This window comes from Paenibacillus sp. FSL R10-2788 (assembly GCF_038003885.1).
In the GTDB taxonomy this organism is placed as follows: domain Bacteria; phylum Bacillota; class Bacilli; order Paenibacillales; family Paenibacillaceae; genus Paenibacillus_AQ; species Paenibacillus_AQ odorifer.
This window is the reverse complement of sequence record NZ_JBBOQA010000001.1, coordinates 3,213,662-3,229,008: the sequence shown is the minus strand read 5'-3', so window position 1 is coordinate 3,229,008 and position 15,347 is coordinate 3,213,662. Positions and strand designations below refer to the sequence as shown.

Below are 15,347 nucleotides of genomic sequence, written 5' to 3'. Positions count from 1 at the left end.
CGAGAATAGGTTATTCATAACAAAAAAAAGCATGAACCCTATGGGTCCACGCTTACAAATTTATTAGCTCTATTTAGAGGATTGATTTAAGCCGACTTTTGAGTCTCCCGGGCACCGCCTAGCTTAAACACTAGAATACCGCCAACAATCACAAGTACTCCGACCAACTGCTTCCAAGTGAAAGGAACCTTCTCAAGCCCTAACCAGCCGAGGGAATCCCACAATAAAGCGAATCCAAGCTGAGAGATTAACACGATAGAGATCGCATAGGTTGGTCCAAGCCGCTTGGTCCCTTGCACGAGACAGATTACAACTCCCACTCCGATCAATCCGCTGATCCAATACCAGGGCTCCATGTTTCGCAAAGTAAATATACGGTTGCCTTCAAAGATAAGACTCATGATAAAAGAAGCCAGAAATCCCATGCCTAACACTAATGTCGTTGTAGCCCAAGATCCAACCTTCTCATTAACCTTCGTATTAAATATATTTTGCAGGCTCACTAGTGAGCCCGCGATAAGCGCTAATATCAAACCTATAATCATAACTTCACTCCTCCATTTATCGATTGTCCATCAGGATCATTTAGAATTTCAGGATCACGACGCCAGCAATCATTAACGCGATACCGATAAATTGTGGCAGTCTCATCTTTCGTTTTTCCATCCCGAACCAGCCTTTAATATCGATGATGAAGGTCAAGCATAGCTGAGCAATCAGCAATGTGGATATCGTAAACGTTACACCAATCTGCTGAATAGCTGTTACCTCACTGAAAATAATGACTGCGGCAAAGGCGCCGCCAATCAAATATAAAGGTTTTACCTGTTTAAAGCCCTGTGATTTGCCATCTCGGACGAACAGCAGGATTAATAAGGACATTATAAACCCAGTTAGCTGTGTAATTGTCGCAGCTTGCCAAGTCCCAATATCTTGACTAATTCGAGCATTAGATACTCCTTGCAGAGTGATACAAGCCCCCGCTAAAAACGCAAATATAATTCCTCTCATTTCTCTCTCTCCTCAACTTCGATCTCTTACATATTAAAAAGCAATTCAGGCCTTTAAAAAAGGACATCTGTCCTAAACCAAAATAAACAATGTTGTTGACCCTATAAGCCTTTCGTCTGTTTTCAAAAAAAAGACCGCCTCAAGCCATCTCTTAGGCTTAAAACGGGCTTTCAGAACTTTAAATTGTAGATTAGGAAAGTAATTTATGCTCATGCAATTGATCAAAAATGATCTGTGTAACGACTGAAACACGATTTCGATCCTTATAAGATAACCAGGATAACTCATCAATTTCCGACGCAGGACTAAGTGAACCTTCAAAATCCGCGATATAACATGTCATTTTAACTATTACGCCTTCCTCTTTACCGTGAGCTTCCGCTTCAAAGGTTCCAAAATAGGAGATGGTTTCTGGTTTAATACGAACAGAGATCTCTTCCTCGATTTCGCGCACGAGCGTCTCCTCGTCTGTTTCTCCAGCTTCTCTTTTTCCTCCAGGCAAATAATAGGTATCTTTCCCTGTGGAACGCGCACACAAAACTTGTCCATTCTGAATATGAATCCATGCAATTTTATCAATGATAGTAGTCATACAGTTCTCCCCATATTTTTTCTGATAATTATATCATACAGCCAAGACCATCTATTTATACAACGTCTATATTTGATTTTTGTATGTGCAGCTTAGCTTTGGCCTGAGGTACATGATGAAGCAAATAGTACGCAGCAAGAGAAAGAAGTGTTACTCCCCCCGCAACCTCATACATCATTCGGTAATCCGTATAAGAAGCAATTAAACCCATGAAATACGAGCCCGCTCCATAACCCAAATCAAATAACAAGAAAAAGGTCCCATTCGCACTACCTCTACGATCTTTAGCCGCTAATTTAAGCGCAAGAGTCTGGAAACATGGCATAAGTGCACCATATCCAATTCCCATAATGACACCAGACATCATTAACATCAAACCAGACCGAGCTTGACTTAAACTAAGCAATCCAACTGCGAAGATTAGAATTCCGGGATAGATGAGAATATGCTCATTATATTTATCGAATACTTTACCTATAACCGGGCGAAACAATACAATCATAATTGCAAAAGCCACAAAAAAATAACCAGTAAGCTGTGATTGATGAATTTCTTTCGTAAAAGAAGCTATAAATCCAGACAAGGAGCTGTAGGAAAAAGCAAGCGTAAATCCGACAAGTGATATCGGCAAGGCTTTCGGCTCGATTACGTCTCTCCAGCGAAGCCCTTTTCGCGTCTTAGCAGGTTCCTTAACAGCTTCAATAACGTTAGCCTTATCTTCTTTTGGCATCCGAACACCTAACGTGAATAACAGCGAAAGAGCGGCAATCACACACACGCCTAACAGTAGTACATTAATATTCTCATCTTTCCAGAGAAAAAGACCCAATGCGGGTCCAATGACCATAGCAATGCTCATAAACATGCTAAAATAACCGATGCCTTCTCCTTGACGTGAATAAGGAATTAGCGTCGAGGCTATTGTACTAGTAGCTGTCGAGGCAACAGCATAACTCATTCCGTGAAGGAAACGAATTACCAGGAATAATACAATTCCATTAGATCCGAAGTAACCAATACAGGCGATTAGAAATATGGTTAGCCCAATAACCGCCATTTTCTTTTTGCCGAATTTATCGACCCATTGTCCCGAAAAAGGACGGATCAATACTCCCCCTATTACATAGATAGTAATCGCTAACCCCATTTGCTGCTGATTCCCGTGTAAGCTTTCCTTAACGTATAACGGGAATGCAGTTGCCAGAATGTAAAAGGTCAGGAACATAAAAAAACTACTTAAGCAAACAACAATAAAATTCCGGGTCCATATTTTCTCTCTAATCACAACAGACTCTCTCCATCCTACCTATAACTTTTTATATGTTACAATAGTATAGGACTGAAAATTAATTAAGTAAAATACATATTATATGATCGATAGATCACATTAGAGTTATAAGTAAAGTGAGGTTTTTTATTATGGAATTCCTTCAGCTTCAATATTTCCAGGCAGTTGCACGCCATGAACACATGACTAAGGCCGCAAAAGAATTAAATGTATCTCAGCCCTCCCTTAGTAATTCCATACAGCGTTTAGAGAAAAACTTAGGTGTTCCCTTATTCGAGCGACAAGGCAGAAATATAAAATTGAACGAATTCGGCAAAACCTATCTGCAACGTGTCGAGCAAGCTTTTATGGAACTTGAAGAAGGACAGCGTGAGCTCACAGATATGGCTGGACTTGAACATGGTGTAATTTCTATTGCGGCCACACTCCCGTATGTATTGCCCACTTTACTAAAAGAATTTCTTACCCTTCATCCGCATGTACGGATTATCCAACGCCAGCTTGGCTCTGCGTTAGAAATGAGAAATGATTTAGAGAGTGCAGCGATTGATTTTTGCATATCATCTACACCTGTTACTGGACCAGATATCGAGTGGCATACCTTAGCAGAAGAAGAATTATGTTTAACTGTGCCCAAGAACCATCGCTTTGCTGATCGAAAGAGTATTTCTTTGATAGAAGCTGCAGGTGAGAATTTCATTTCTTTATCTTCTAGATATAATTTCCGTGAAATTTCAGATGAATTTTGCCGACAAGCTGGATTTGAACCTCAAATTACGTTCGAGCTTGAAGAAGTAAGCGCCATTCAAACCCTAGTAGAAATGGGACTAGGAATCACCTTCACCCTCCCTCTCTCCTTAGGCAGAAGAAGTCAAAATACCGAAATTGTTCAATTAAAAATAAATTTGCTGTGGATTTTTTTAGTAAACCTCATGGATATAATTAAGGTAAAAACTACAATGCTAAGCATTTTTAGTTATACCAAGATGATTGTAAAGCGTACATATCTGCATAAATCCCTTTATTATTTATTAAGTCTTGATGCTGCCCCACTTCAGCTATACTTCCATTATCAATAACATAGATCTTATCAACATTTTTCGCCCAGCCCAGTCTATGTGAAATGAAGATGGCAGCTTTATCTTGGCAGATATCTAATAATTGTGTATAGATCTGCATCTCAGCATTCGGATCAATCGCAGAAGTAGGTTCGTCAAACACTATAAGATCCGCATCATTATATAACGCACGCGCTATCGCCAGCTTTTGCCACTGTCCGCCTGATAGCTGCCTGCTTCCTTCAAGCATTTGACCTAACCTTACATCTAGTCCCCCTAATTCGTAAAACAAATCCATCAGCTCACATTTTTCCAGAATACTTAGTATTTTCACATCGTCCGGCGAAGATTTGGCATCCCCCAACAGGATGTTTTCTCTTAGTGTCAGTTCGAATTTAATAGAATGCTGGTACACGACGGATACTTTACCTTGAGGTTCTGGACTGTCTTTCCAGTAAATAGATCCAGAACTAGCAGTGTACTGCCCTAATAACAATTTGATCAAGGTAGACTTTCCTGCTCCATTTTCTCCAACAATGGCTATTTTCTCACCGGGCTTAATGACCATATTGATGTTAGATAAAACATACTTACTGGATTTGGCGTATTTAAAATAGACATTTGAAACGGTAATAGGAAGCATAGCTTCAGAGCTGTTATTGATATTATTTTTTCGGAAATCTCTATTTTTATAGGTAAGCACTTCATTTAAGTCATATAATTTACTGCTGCTGATGTAAAGCTTGCTTAGCGGCCAGGTCAAACTCATGATTTTACCACCACAGGTTAACAAAGCCAGAAATAACACTGAGATTGTCCCCACAGTAACTGTATTTGACTCCCCCATTTTACTTAACAGATAGATCAATACGATAAAAATAGCACTCGTCTGAACCATAGCCACAATCATCCCTGTTTTGATCTCGAATTTCCTGGCACTATACCTTTTATCATGCTGCTTTTTCATAAGCTTTGCCCAGAGATCCGTAAAATAGGAGATAGAGTTATAGATTCGCATTTCCCTAATCGCATTAGGATCTTCCAAAGTTACAGCTAGATAATCTCCCATTCTTCCGTCAAAAGTAAGCTCTCGCCCTGTTCTTCTAACTTTAATCTCTGTAAACATTCGAAAAGATAAAGTAGATACGATCATTAAACCCACCACCAGTGTGACTAAAAAATATCCACTTGTAGCCGATAACCAGATGATACTTATAAGTCCTGAGACATTCCCTACACTGGACAGCAAAAAACCAGTAATTCCCTCTAAATCTTCTCCAACTATTGTTTTAGCTCTTTGCAGCTTGTTCCCAAACTCTTCATCATCAAAATCCTCAAAGTCAACTTGGTTTGCAATATCTATCAGCTCGGATTGGAAAGCGAGAGTTAGTTCCGCATTCATTCGACTTTTCATTATGTTGGTTATACTCACTGAACAGGCTTGTACCCCATGAATTAAAACAAACCATAGAATCGGAAGAAAGGTTATCGCACCAGCAGCTACTGCATTAATGATATGAACTTGAACAGAATACGAGTAAAAAGTTAATAATCCACTGATTATAGGAACTATGATCGTTATTGTTGAGATTACGGGACTTTTTCCAATCATCCGTGCCAGTATCGTTAAAATATTCTTAAGGTCTCTTCTCAGCAGAATCTCTCCTTTCTCAGCCATATAAAGAGGACTGGCGGTTAAACATTCCCCTGTACTTACCATCCAACTTCATTAATTCTTCATGTGTTCCACTTTCAACGATTTCTCCATGCTCAAACAGAAAAATTCTATCAACAAATTTGGACATATATAGCCGATGTGTCACAATAATGGAGGTCTGCTGCTCTCCTAATTTCATAAAGGTTTCAAACGCCTGCTGTTCCGCGTAAGGATCGAGGGCTGCAGTAGGTTCATCAAAAATCGTAAGCGAGCCGTTGTTGAGATAAGCACGTGCAATCGCAAGTCTTTGCCATTGTCCACCAGACAGATCGATCCCCCCAAACTGTGGACCTACTAAAGTGTCCAACGCAACACCATAAGAATCGGCTTCTGCTTTTCTCATCGCAGCTAATAATCTTGAATCGTTATACATGGCAGCAATATTCCCCATGGCTATGTTTTCTCGAATTGGTCTATGTAATTTAGTGAAGTCCTGAAATACAACTCTCACACCCTTTGTGACGTTATGAGCCAAAACTTCCTGCTCTCCATTAAACCACTGGATGTTTCCCGCTGTTGGATGATATAACCCTGCTATTAGCTTGATGAGCGTGGATTTTCCTGAACCATTCTCACCTACAAAAGCAACTCGTTCACCAGGTTTGAGGGTCATGTTTATATTTTTAAGCGTGTCCTGTGCATTGGTTGCATAACGATAATTCAACTGCTGAATTGTGATCTGCATCGCATCGGTATTCCTTATGGAATCTTCCGGATCTCTTTGAACTTGCTCTTCAAGTTCCAAATACGCACTATACTCATTGAAGCGCAAGCGACTTTTGGTCAGATCAGAATACATCCTTGATAGTGCAGGAATGACAATAAATAATTGACTAGATATCTGAAGTAATAATACGAAAAGTCCGGCACTCTGCCAGCTACCTCCAAGTGTAATTGCTAAAATAGCAATCGTAAGCCCGTTTAATAAAGTCATAAGTATACTTTGGGAGAAGCTTAAGGTCTCAGATAAAACAACTTTTCGGTGCATTTGTTTGAAATTTCCATTGAAGAGCTCTTTCATTGCAAAAAACAAGTAGGAGGACATTCCGTACATTCTTACTTCCGGGAGGGTATTTCTACTAATCAGCAAATCAAAGATATAATTAATCATTCGTACAGAGGAGGTTTGATTCGCTGAAATAGCCTCTATTTTCCGAGACATCCATCTCATGAGGTAAAGCTGCAGAATTTGTACAACTAAAATGAACACTGCCAGGATATAAAAGCCATAACAGGATAGGACTAAGATTAGTGCGATTAATGTTATAAAGTGGATTGTCACTCCGGTCCATTGATCTAACAAATCGATCAAGGAAAGCCGTTTTGCTTTTTCTCTAATCGTTTTTGTTGCGGGGTCTTCCAATAAAGCCATCGATAATTTAGAGGTCTTAGCCAAAATTTTATGTTCCAGTTCATAAATACTGGTTGCCGTTAAATTGGTTACAGAAATGGCTCGAAGAGAACCATTGATGCCAGCCAGGTATAAAATTAACATCAGTGAACTTACCAATAGTAAGATATGTAGGTAGGCGTTAGGCGTGAAGTTCTGAATGAGGTCAACCACATATTTCGTTATGAACAGCTCTGCAAATAGAATTGGTGGGCTCAGCAGGTTAGTGATAAAATATAAAAGTGAGTTTCTTTTGTCTTTTACATAGAGTAGTTTTACAACGTAGAGAAAGTCAGGCAGATAGCATCTCTCCTTAAATGTATATTTTTCACTGAAAACTCTTTCCTTTTTAAACGTGGAATCTGATTATAACGTTAATTGTTTATAATTGGAAGAAATAATTTCGAGCTTACCAAATTATAGGAGTGTGAATTCATGAAACTTCAATTCAACTTATTCCCAGGCGGATTACCTAAGGCGCTCACTATGAGCTATGATGACGGCCAGAAACACGATATCCGCTTGGCAGAAATTTTTGATCAATATGGAATTAAAGGAACCTTCCATTTAAATAGTGCAATGATCAATGCACCTGGGTTCTTATCGCCCGCTGATGTTAAGCAATCACTCAGGAATCATGAAGTGTCCGCCCATTCCGTTACTCACCCACATCTAGAGCGTCTACCTTTACCGATGGTAATTGAAGAGCTGTTCGAAGACCGTAAACGACTGGAGAAGCTGGTGGATTATCCAGTGCGAGGCATGTCCTACCCCTATGGTACATACTCACAGGAGATAATTGCACCACTTCAGTCCGTTGGAATTGAATACAGCCGCACTGTTCACTCTACTAAACAGTTTGATATGCCTCTTAATTTCATGGAATGGCATCCAACCTGCCACCATATTGAAGATCTGCATCAGGTTTGGGAGCGATTCACTATGGAAGGCCCCTCCCAGAAACTAAGACTCTGTTATGTTTGGGGCCATAGTTATGAGTTCGCACAGCAGAACAATTGGGAGCTTATCGAAACCTTTTGCCAACAAGCAGGTGGGCATTCAGATATTTGGTACGCAACCAATATTGAGATTTATGATTATGTCACTGCCCTGTATTCACTAAAATTAAGTGCCGACAAAACGATTATCCGCAACAATTCTGCTATAGATGTTTGGGTATCTATAAATGATCAACCGGTTCAGATTAAGGGTGGAAGTATGATGACAACGAAATAATCCCAAATACAAAAAAAGAGCGATGTTGAACACCGCTCTTTTTTGCTAAAAATATTGATCTGATTGCAATTATTTCGCTTGAAGTGTATATGTCACTGTTTTTGCTTTTTCTTCAAGGAGTGGCGTATAGGTGAAGGTCAGCACATTCCCCTTACGGCTTTTCATCCCTAACATTCTGGTCAGAATGTATTGATCTCTGCCATCATTTACTTTATCCCATTCTTTACGATCCTCACTAGTAATCAGTTGTTCACTGAGATTGACGATTTCTCCTGTACTGCTAGAGACAATATATAATTGTGTTGTATCTAATAAGCGAACGAGTGCCACATCCTCCGCGGCGTACTCCACTATGAAATCACCGGTTGCCCCGGTTAATTTCTCCATCTCAAACAACTTGCCCAAACCGCCATCGTTAGTAATATACTGAACGTTCTTCCCATCGGTCATATACACCTGAGTGGAGGGCACTTGAGGCGCATGAGGATAAGCAGAGATCATATAATGATAATCCATTTGCTGAATTATTGTACCTGCTTGAACTAGTACCTGATAGCTGTTGCTGAAATCATTAAACATAGCATAGTGATTGTTTGTTAACTGGAGCAAGTACTTGCCATTTCCAAATTTCTTGATCTCAAATCCATGATTGTAAGCGGATCCCTTGAGCGGTAGTTGGCCAATAATTACTGGTTTCCCAGCTGCTGTAGCCCGGTAATATAAATCACCGTTTTTTTGAGATATCCAATAGGATCTTCCTTCTACAGAAGCGGCAACAAATCTAGGTTCATCAACGATGTGGATAATTCCATCCGTTTTATTTAGCCCCGCTTTACCCCCAAGTACACTGACCGCAGAGACCAATGGCACGTACAACGAACCTTTTATGATACGTGGAGATTTTGTTAATCCCATCGCTCCCCCGTTCACTTTTGACGTTGTAGCACCCGCAGTGAAGATGACTTCACGCTCTGGACGTACCAGCTTGGCCGTTTTTAATTTTTGATCCCACGATAACGTATAACCCATAGCATCTGCAAGTGATTTCAAAGGTACAAAAGTTGTATTCTCCGCGATGACTTGTTTACTGCTGATTCCAATTTCTTTATAGTTGAATTGAATTTGCTTGTCTGCTTGCGCAGATGCCGATCCATACCCAGTACTTAAAATCAAAACAGCAAAGATCCCTAGCGTTACTTTCCATTTATTCATTTCTATCCGTCTCCTTCGACATTATAATCATATGTAATTAGACGGAAGATAATGGAAAAAGTTTCATTTCACCCTCTAGCAAACTCATAAAAAGCCAAAGCATCCTCCCAAGTTGGGAATCCTGCTTGCGCCAGTTTATCGCTGCCCCCGCCTTTACCGTTGTAGCTGCCTAGATGAGCTTTGAAAAAAGCTCCACAGGAAATCTCCAGGCTCCCATTCTGCGCAAACACAACCTTATTCTCCGCAGAAGTAGCTAATAATACAGGAAGATCACATTTCGAAGTCAGCTTATTAGCTAAGCTCTGTAGATCTTTTAGCGATTTATCCTCAAATACTTGTGCGATTATCTTTCCCGCTTGCTCATTTAAAAGCTCTTGCACGACATAGTCGTCATTTTTTTCTTTAAGCAGGTTAATTTCAGCTTGCAGAAGCTTTTGTTCATTTTCCCATTTTTCAATTCGATCGATAATTTCATCTTTGCCTGTATTGAATTTGGAAGATAGTGTACCAAGGATTTGCTGACTGGTATTAAATTCCTCTAAAGCCCGGTATCCACATTTAAAATAAATCCGCGTATTCCCTTTTATTTTTTCAGCTTTCAGAAGCTTAATCATTCCAATTTCACCTGTTGAGGACACATGTGTCCCCCCACAAGCGTTGTATTCAACATCTTTGATCTCAACAATCCTGATGTTCTCTGTCACTTTTGGCTGTTTAACCAATTTAAGCTGTGAAGCCTCTTCCCCTGTTACGAAATAGCTGAGAATATTGTGATTTAAGTAAATCTGCCGATTAACTTCTCTCTCTATCGAGGACAGTTGACCAGCATTCAGTTCTGGCACTTCTATATCAATGGTGCAATAATCCTCACCTAAATGAAAGCTTAAGGTCATAAAGTTATGTTTTTCTAGACAAACCGCTGAGAGCAAATGCTGCCCACTATGCTGCTGCATATGGTCAAATCTTCTATTCCAATCGAGCTGGCAAGCTACCGATTCGTCATTAGGTAAACGTTCCAGCTTATGTAGTACAAGCTCTTCCTCACTGATTACATCAAGCACAGGAATTCCCTGAATAGATCCTAGATCACAGGGTTGTCCACCACCATGCGGATAAAAAGCCGTCTCCTCCAAAAGAACATAAAGACCATCTTCTCGTTCTATGGTTTCAGTCACACGGGTTTGCCAATCAGTCAGGTATGTTGAATTGTAGTATAATTTGTTGGTCATAAATGGTTTCCTCTCTTTTTACGTTATCGACATATTAAGTTTATAGTATCATAACGGATAGTGTGAATCTTATTATTTCAAAAAAACCAGCTCCACGCAAAAGCTGCGTAGAACTGGTATTAGGGTAATTAACAAGAACAAGTAGCATCTTTTAAATTTCTAATGGCAATTGCATTTAATCGAAGCGCTTCTACTATTGAGTCTCTTACTGCTAACAATTCAAATCTTTCACGACTGCCAATAGGCAACCTGCAAAGAATGGCTTCAATTCTTTTAAGACTTTCTTTCAGAATCACTCTTTGCTTACGCAATGCGTTCAAAGCTCTTTGAATTTTTCTCTTCTCTGCAGCAGTCATAAACTACCACCTCTTTTCGATTGTGATAGTATATGAGATGCTTATTCCCCCTTATTTGCTTGTACAATCCGGAAACCAAATAACTATATTTACTCTTTTTTGCTAGCTTCCATGATAGGAACGGACCAGTCTACATTAGTATACATTCGATTGTTTATCGTGCGTACTAATTGAAGCTGCTCGGGAATTTGTGTAAGGCCTTCGGCACGGAATTGGAAATATTTCTTTTGATTATTTGACTGAGATTGAACAATTATAATATAACCATCCTTCCATCCTTCCCCTTTGATAGAATGCGCTCCTTGTTTAGTGAGTTTGTATTCCTTGCCATCCATTGTCTTGAACATCCATTCATCATTCATAAATTCATTTTTCAATCTTCCGCTAAAATGTAATACACCTTCCTTCGCTGATACATTGTTATCGGGAGACGATTCCACTATAAAATCATTTAACATCAGCTCATCCCCGTCAAAAGCAAAGGGAATCGGATGTTCTTTCAACTTGGCTGGCTCAAATTGCACACTAGAACCATCCTTCTCTGGGATAAAATATCCATCCAATACGAAAGTATAAGGCGTATCCTGTGGTAAATATTTAAACGTATAGCTCCAGTGCATAAGTCCCTTTGTTGCCCCGGGAATGTTAGAGTAGGACATCACGCTATTCTTATTAGGAAACTTTCTAGCATTAACACTGTGAATCTCTTCTCCTGCTGTATCCTCAAAATGGAATTTCAAGCCCTGTTGCTTCCATAGTTCGCCTGGAGAACGGGTCAACGCCTCTTCACTCAATTGAGTATCGAACTCAAAACGAACACCTTGCACCATATGAGTTAATTTTTTCAAGGTCACAGTTAAACCGTCCGGGGAGGTGTAGCTACCCGTTAGTGGCATGGAGGTCGTTTGTTTATTCGCTTCCGTCATATCCATCGAAAAATTGAAATTCCAATCGCCTTTAAGAGTAGGGATGTTCTTGCGTTCACTTCCCAATTCAGTAATATGACCTTCGACCGTAATTCGATCAGTTTGCAGAGGTTCAGTGAAATTAGCGATCAAATAGTAAAAGTCACTGGTAAATCCTATATCGTATAACTCCCCAACAACCTTCCCTTGATCATCCTTAATCGCAATACTGTTCCCATCATTAAGGGCCAAGCGTTTTTTATCATGCTTTCCATCCGGTCCAAACAACTGTAACGCAACAATTACCCGTGTAGGATCTGCCACCGCTTCATCTATTTTGATAGTGTAGCCCTTATCCTTCACCTTAATATTAGGATGTTCTACTAACCCAAATTCTTGTGCTCGTAGAAGGCCAATGTCCATGTTGTTTTTTACAAAAAGAGAACGTAAAGTCTCTGCCAGTGTAGGAACGGAATATAAGATCACGGCACTTAGCACAACCAGTAACAACGCCGCGCCCATAAATAATCTCAGCAACTTATTGCGCTTCGGATGCTTGCGATTCCTTTGTGTTGGAGTAAATTCCTCAAGCTCTACTTGTTCCAAAGAAGCCATTACTTGAGCAGTAAATGAATCTGGTAAGCGCTCTTCATACATAGCCTGCGACCATTCTGCTTGTTCTTCAAGCTCTGCTTCGTAGATCATATTACAATGCGTACAAGTTGCCATATGTTCAGCTACGGCTTGATCTCGTAAGATAGATTTGCTTAAAATATATTCTTCGATCTCATAGGAATTTAAGCACCTCATCGGTCTTCACCTCCTGGAGTGTAATTAGCTGCTTCAAACGCTGTTTAGCCCGGTATAAATCATTTTGAATCTTGCTTAATGGAACATCTAGAACCATACACATTTCTTCATAGCTTAAATCATTGGTATAACGAAGCAGTAAAGCCGTACGATAATTAGACGGGAGCTTCTGCATCAGGTGAAGCAGCTCTGTGCGATGCTCCGATCGCATTAATTCTTCTTCTGGATTATCTGAAAGAGAATGTTCGGCATTGTTGTCCGGCAAGCTCGCTGTTGGTCGGTCTTTTTTCCACAAATCCTTCAGTAAATTAGTAGCGATAGCATATAGCCACGCCGCAAAATTCTTATCCAAATCATGTGAGGCCAGCTTGCGGTAAGCTTTAATAAAAGTCTCCTGCGTTATGTCTTGTGCATCTTGATGATTGGCTCCCATTCCTCGCATAAGCCCATAAATTTTATTCTTATATCGATTTACAAGATACGAATAGTCTTCTTTATGTCCATCGAGAATATTTTGGATCCATAGCCTCTCATCCTCTTTTTCAACTTTCGATACATGTCCCTTCACCCTGAAGCCTCCTTGAAGCACGATACTTTATAGACGATCCCTATTTAAAAAACTCTCACTTTATACAAAAAAAAGTAGATCTTCAAATAAAACGAAGACCTACTGTGTAATCTACCGATTACGTTTTAGAACAAAATACAACAATTGATCACGAAGTTCAGCGTCCTGCTCAAACCCTAATCGCTCTAGCAGCATTAAGGATCTAACATTCTCTGGCTCAACTGTAGCGTCAATACTAGTAAACCCCAATTTCAAGAATCCCAAATCAATAATCTCTTTCATCACTTCGTACATGTAGCCTTTGCCCCAGAACGCTCTGGATAAATCATAGCCTACCTCTGCTGTAAATTCATTGCCTACTCTTCTTAAATAATGATATCCGCAGGTGCCGATAAACTCATTATTCGCTTTTTCGAACATTCCCCATCTACAACCCAAATCGTCCAAATGATACTGAATGATCTCTTCAGCTTCTTTTAGATCTTTGCAGGGCTCAATGTCCATATATCTAGTTACTTCTTCATCAGAAAAATGTCTAAAGACTACATTTGCATCCTCTAGATTTAAAATCCGCAATTCAATTCTTTCTGTATGCAACGCAGGAAACACAACACTTTGACTGTTCAACTTAACACCTTCCATTTCTACAGCAATAAAATCACTGAAGCGCTAAAGAAACATCTTTACTCCAATAAATTAACTCTTCATCCCTACCATATGCCCCGATACATTGAAACCCTAATGGCATGTTATTTATAGTGGCAGCTGGAATACTCACCGCAGGCGCTCCAGCATATGACCAAATGGCCGTCATTCCGGTCCATCCGGTTCGTGTTCCCCACAGCGGAGCTGTTCCTGCCTGAGCCGGCGAAACCCACAGATCAATCCCCTGTGAATTCTGCACATCTAATAGATCATTTCTGAGCTTGAGTTGTCCGCTACGATATCCTTCCAGTTCTTCCTCAGTAATGGTTCGTCCAGATAAAATAGCCTGCCGTACGGTATCATCATAAAGATCTTTATAAACATCAAATAGTGGATCATGGACTTGCGCCATTTCTCCATGTACAAACCGCACCATGGCATCTCCGTAGATAAAGCTATCTTCCCACGGCATCGCAACTGTTTTTATGCTGAACCCTGCTTCCTCAAGCTTCTTAAGCTGCTTCTGAAAGGTTATCTTGGTGTCATCCTCCAATAATGTCATGTATACACCTTCGGGTATCCCCAGTACAGGTTTACGAGCTTCTTTAAAAGGTCTCCATCCCGTTACAAGCTCAGCGGCGAGAAAGTCCATACCCTCCATATCCTGAGTGAAAAATCCAAACGTATCAAAAGATGGCGACATCAATTGGACACCATCTATAGGGATACGCGCATAACTAGGTTTAAAGCCGACCACTCCGCAAAATGAAGCAGGTGCCATAACAGAACGCAAGGTTTGTGTACCTATCGCAAATGGACAGATGCCCGCGGCAACCGCAGCAGCAGAGCCTGCACTAGAACCGCCAGGCGTATGTTCCAGCTGATAAGGATTGCGGGTTGTGATAGGTCCGGCATAAGCAAATTCCTCCGTCACTGTTTTGCCGGTGAACCAAACCCCTTTTTGCCGAAGCTTTTGAATAAAACTGCCTTCAGACTTCGTCAAAGCTTGTGGGGGGAGGTTCGACCCTGCACGGGTAGGCAACCCATCTAAGTGAATTAAATCTTTGATTCCAGCAGGTATTCCATATAGCGATGGTTTAGGAATTTCTGAATACTTCTCTCTTACCCCAGCCACTTCATTTTTTATTCTATCTGCTCGGTTCTCCTCTAGCACAAAAGCACGCACGTGTGGTTCTACCTTATCGTAAAGATCTAAATATTGTGTAAGATATCTATCCATGGTTACATCTGAGGTCTTATTGCCCTGAGCAAAGTGAGCTAACGAAGATTTATTAATGTACATGTCTGATTGGAACCCTCCTTAATATTC

Annotated in this window: 15 protein-coding genes; 2 read left to right on the top strand and 13 right to left on the bottom strand. The window is 40.3% G+C overall.

The window, feature by feature from the left end:
- Positions 1-86: 86 nt before the first annotated feature.
- The 4 genes from NSQ50_RS14390 to NSQ50_RS14375 form a co-directional block, all read right to left on the bottom strand.
- Positions 87-545 (bottom strand): DMT family transporter, encoded by a 459-nt coding sequence (locus NSQ50_RS14390; protein WP_036678062.1) that lies wholly within the window; start codon positions 543-545, stop codon positions 87-89.
- A gap of 40 nt (positions 546-585) precedes the next feature.
- Positions 586-1,011, bottom strand: coding sequence for a DMT family transporter (locus NSQ50_RS14385; RefSeq protein WP_036678064.1), 426 nt, complete (start codon positions 1,009-1,011; stop codon positions 586-588).
- Between the two features lie 190 nt (positions 1,012-1,201).
- The gene (locus tag NSQ50_RS14380; protein ID WP_036678067.1) at positions 1,202-1,603 is read right to left on the bottom strand and encodes an NUDIX hydrolase; all 402 of its coding nucleotides are present in this window, start codon (positions 1,601-1,603) and stop codon (positions 1,202-1,204) included.
- A 55-nt stretch (positions 1,604-1,658) separates the two neighbouring features.
- Positions 1,659-2,888 carry an MFS transporter gene (locus NSQ50_RS14375; protein WP_036678069.1) on the bottom strand — a complete coding sequence of 410 codons (1,230 nt, stop codon included), beginning with the start codon at positions 2,886-2,888 and terminating at the stop codon, positions 1,659-1,661.
- A 134-nt stretch (positions 2,889-3,022) separates the two neighbouring features.
- Between NSQ50_RS14375 and NSQ50_RS14370 the strand changes: the two genes are divergently transcribed.
- Complete coding sequence (locus tag NSQ50_RS14370; protein WP_081386834.1) at positions 3,023-3,970, top strand: LysR family transcriptional regulator; 948 nt, start codon at positions 3,023-3,025, stop codon at positions 3,968-3,970.
- On the opposite strand, the gene NSQ50_RS14365 is transcribed toward NSQ50_RS14370, so the two are convergent.
- Together NSQ50_RS14365 and NSQ50_RS14360 are read right to left on the bottom strand one after the other, a co-directional pair.
- Positions 3,864-5,627 carry an ATP-binding cassette domain-containing protein gene (locus NSQ50_RS14365; protein WP_076222587.1) on the bottom strand — a complete coding sequence of 588 codons (1,764 nt, stop codon included), beginning with the start codon at positions 5,625-5,627 and terminating at the stop codon, positions 3,864-3,866. The genes NSQ50_RS14370 and NSQ50_RS14365 overlap by 107 nt on opposite strands.
- Complete coding sequence (locus tag NSQ50_RS14360; protein WP_076222589.1) at positions 5,620-7,161, bottom strand: ABC transporter ATP-binding protein; 1,542 nt, start codon at positions 7,159-7,161, stop codon at positions 5,620-5,622. The genes NSQ50_RS14365 and NSQ50_RS14360 overlap by 8 nt, the downstream gene beginning before the upstream one ends.
- 330 nt (positions 7,162-7,491) lie before the next feature.
- Here NSQ50_RS14360 and NSQ50_RS14355 point away from each other — a divergent pair, with 330 nt between their 5' ends.
- Positions 7,492-8,292 carry a polysaccharide deacetylase family protein gene (locus NSQ50_RS14355; RefSeq protein WP_076146076.1) on the top strand — a complete coding sequence of 267 codons (801 nt, stop codon included), beginning with the start codon at positions 7,492-7,494 and terminating at the stop codon, positions 8,290-8,292.
- A 69-nt stretch (positions 8,293-8,361) separates the two neighbouring features.
- Here NSQ50_RS14355 and NSQ50_RS14350 read toward each other — a convergent pair whose 3' ends face one another.
- The 7 genes from NSQ50_RS14350 to NSQ50_RS14320 form a co-directional block, all read right to left on the bottom strand.
- Entirely contained in the window at positions 8,362-9,504 is a 1,143-nt protein-coding gene (locus NSQ50_RS14350; RefSeq protein ID WP_076213321.1) for a copper amine oxidase N-terminal domain-containing protein, read from the bottom strand.
- A 68-nt stretch (positions 9,505-9,572) separates the two neighbouring features.
- Positions 9,573-10,733, bottom strand: a complete 1,161-nt coding sequence (locus NSQ50_RS14345) for an alanyl-tRNA editing protein (protein WP_076213317.1) — start codon at positions 10,731-10,733, stop codon at positions 9,573-9,575.
- Between the two features lie 128 nt (positions 10,734-10,861).
- Positions 10,862-11,089 (bottom strand): hypothetical protein, encoded by a 228-nt coding sequence (locus tag NSQ50_RS14340; RefSeq protein ID WP_036678084.1) that lies wholly within the window; start codon positions 11,087-11,089, stop codon positions 10,862-10,864.
- 89 nt (positions 11,090-11,178) lie between these two features.
- Positions 11,179-12,804, bottom strand: a complete 1,626-nt coding sequence (locus NSQ50_RS14335) for a DUF4179 domain-containing protein (protein WP_076213313.1) — start codon at positions 12,802-12,804, stop codon at positions 11,179-11,181.
- The gene (locus NSQ50_RS14330; protein WP_076213308.1) at positions 12,782-13,372 is read right to left on the bottom strand and encodes an RNA polymerase sigma factor; all 591 of its coding nucleotides are present in this window, start codon (positions 13,370-13,372) and stop codon (positions 12,782-12,784) included. Before NSQ50_RS14330 ends, NSQ50_RS14335 begins: the two co-directional genes overlap by 23 nt.
- Positions 13,373-13,483: 111 nt before the next feature.
- Positions 13,484-13,999 (bottom strand): GNAT family N-acetyltransferase, encoded by a 516-nt coding sequence (locus tag NSQ50_RS14325; protein ID WP_256716978.1) that lies wholly within the window; start codon positions 13,997-13,999, stop codon positions 13,484-13,486.
- Positions 14,000-14,030: 31 nt separating this feature from the next.
- Entirely contained in the window at positions 14,031-15,320 is a 1,290-nt protein-coding gene (locus NSQ50_RS14320; protein ID WP_076222591.1) for an amidase family protein, read from the bottom strand.
- Positions 15,321-15,347 lie beyond the last annotated feature (27 nt).

Coding starts and splice junctions, on each gene's coding strand:
- NSQ50_RS14390 (WP_036678062.1), bottom strand. CDS start 545: ATGATTATAGGTTTGATATTAGCGCTTATCGCGGGCTCACTAGTGAGC.
- NSQ50_RS14385 (WP_036678064.1), bottom strand. CDS start 1,011: ATGAGAGGAATTATATTTGCGTTTTTAGCGGGGGCTTGTATCACTCTG.
- NSQ50_RS14380 (WP_036678067.1), bottom strand. CDS start 1,603: ATGACTACTATCATTGATAAAATTGCATGGATTCATATTCAGAATGGA.
- NSQ50_RS14370 (WP_081386834.1), top strand. CDS start 3,023: ATGGAATTCCTTCAGCTTCAATATTTCCAGGCAGTTGCACGCCATGAA.
- NSQ50_RS14365 (WP_076222587.1), bottom strand. CDS start 5,627: ATGGCTGAGAAAGGAGAGATTCTGCTGAGAAGAGACCTTAAGAATATT.
- NSQ50_RS14360 (WP_076222589.1), bottom strand. CDS start 7,161: ATGTTAATTTTATACCTGGCTGGCATCAATGGTTCTCTTCGAGCCATT.
- NSQ50_RS14355 (WP_076146076.1), top strand. CDS start 7,492: ATGAAACTTCAATTCAACTTATTCCCAGGCGGATTACCTAAGGCGCTC.
- NSQ50_RS14350 (WP_076213321.1), bottom strand. CDS start 9,504: ATGAATAAATGGAAAGTAACGCTAGGGATCTTTGCTGTTTTGATTTTA.
- NSQ50_RS14345 (WP_076213317.1), bottom strand. CDS start 10,733: ATGACCAACAAATTATACTACAATTCAACATACCTGACTGATTGGCAA.
- NSQ50_RS14340 (WP_036678084.1), bottom strand. CDS start 11,089: ATGACTGCTGCAGAGAAGAGAAAAATTCAAAGAGCTTTGAACGCATTG.
- NSQ50_RS14335 (WP_076213313.1), bottom strand. CDS start 12,804: ATGAGGTGCTTAAATTCCTATGAGATCGAAGAATATATTTTAAGCAAA.
- NSQ50_RS14320 (WP_076222591.1), bottom strand. CDS start 15,320: ATGTACATTAATAAATCTTCGTTAGCTCACTTTGCTCAGGGCAATAAG.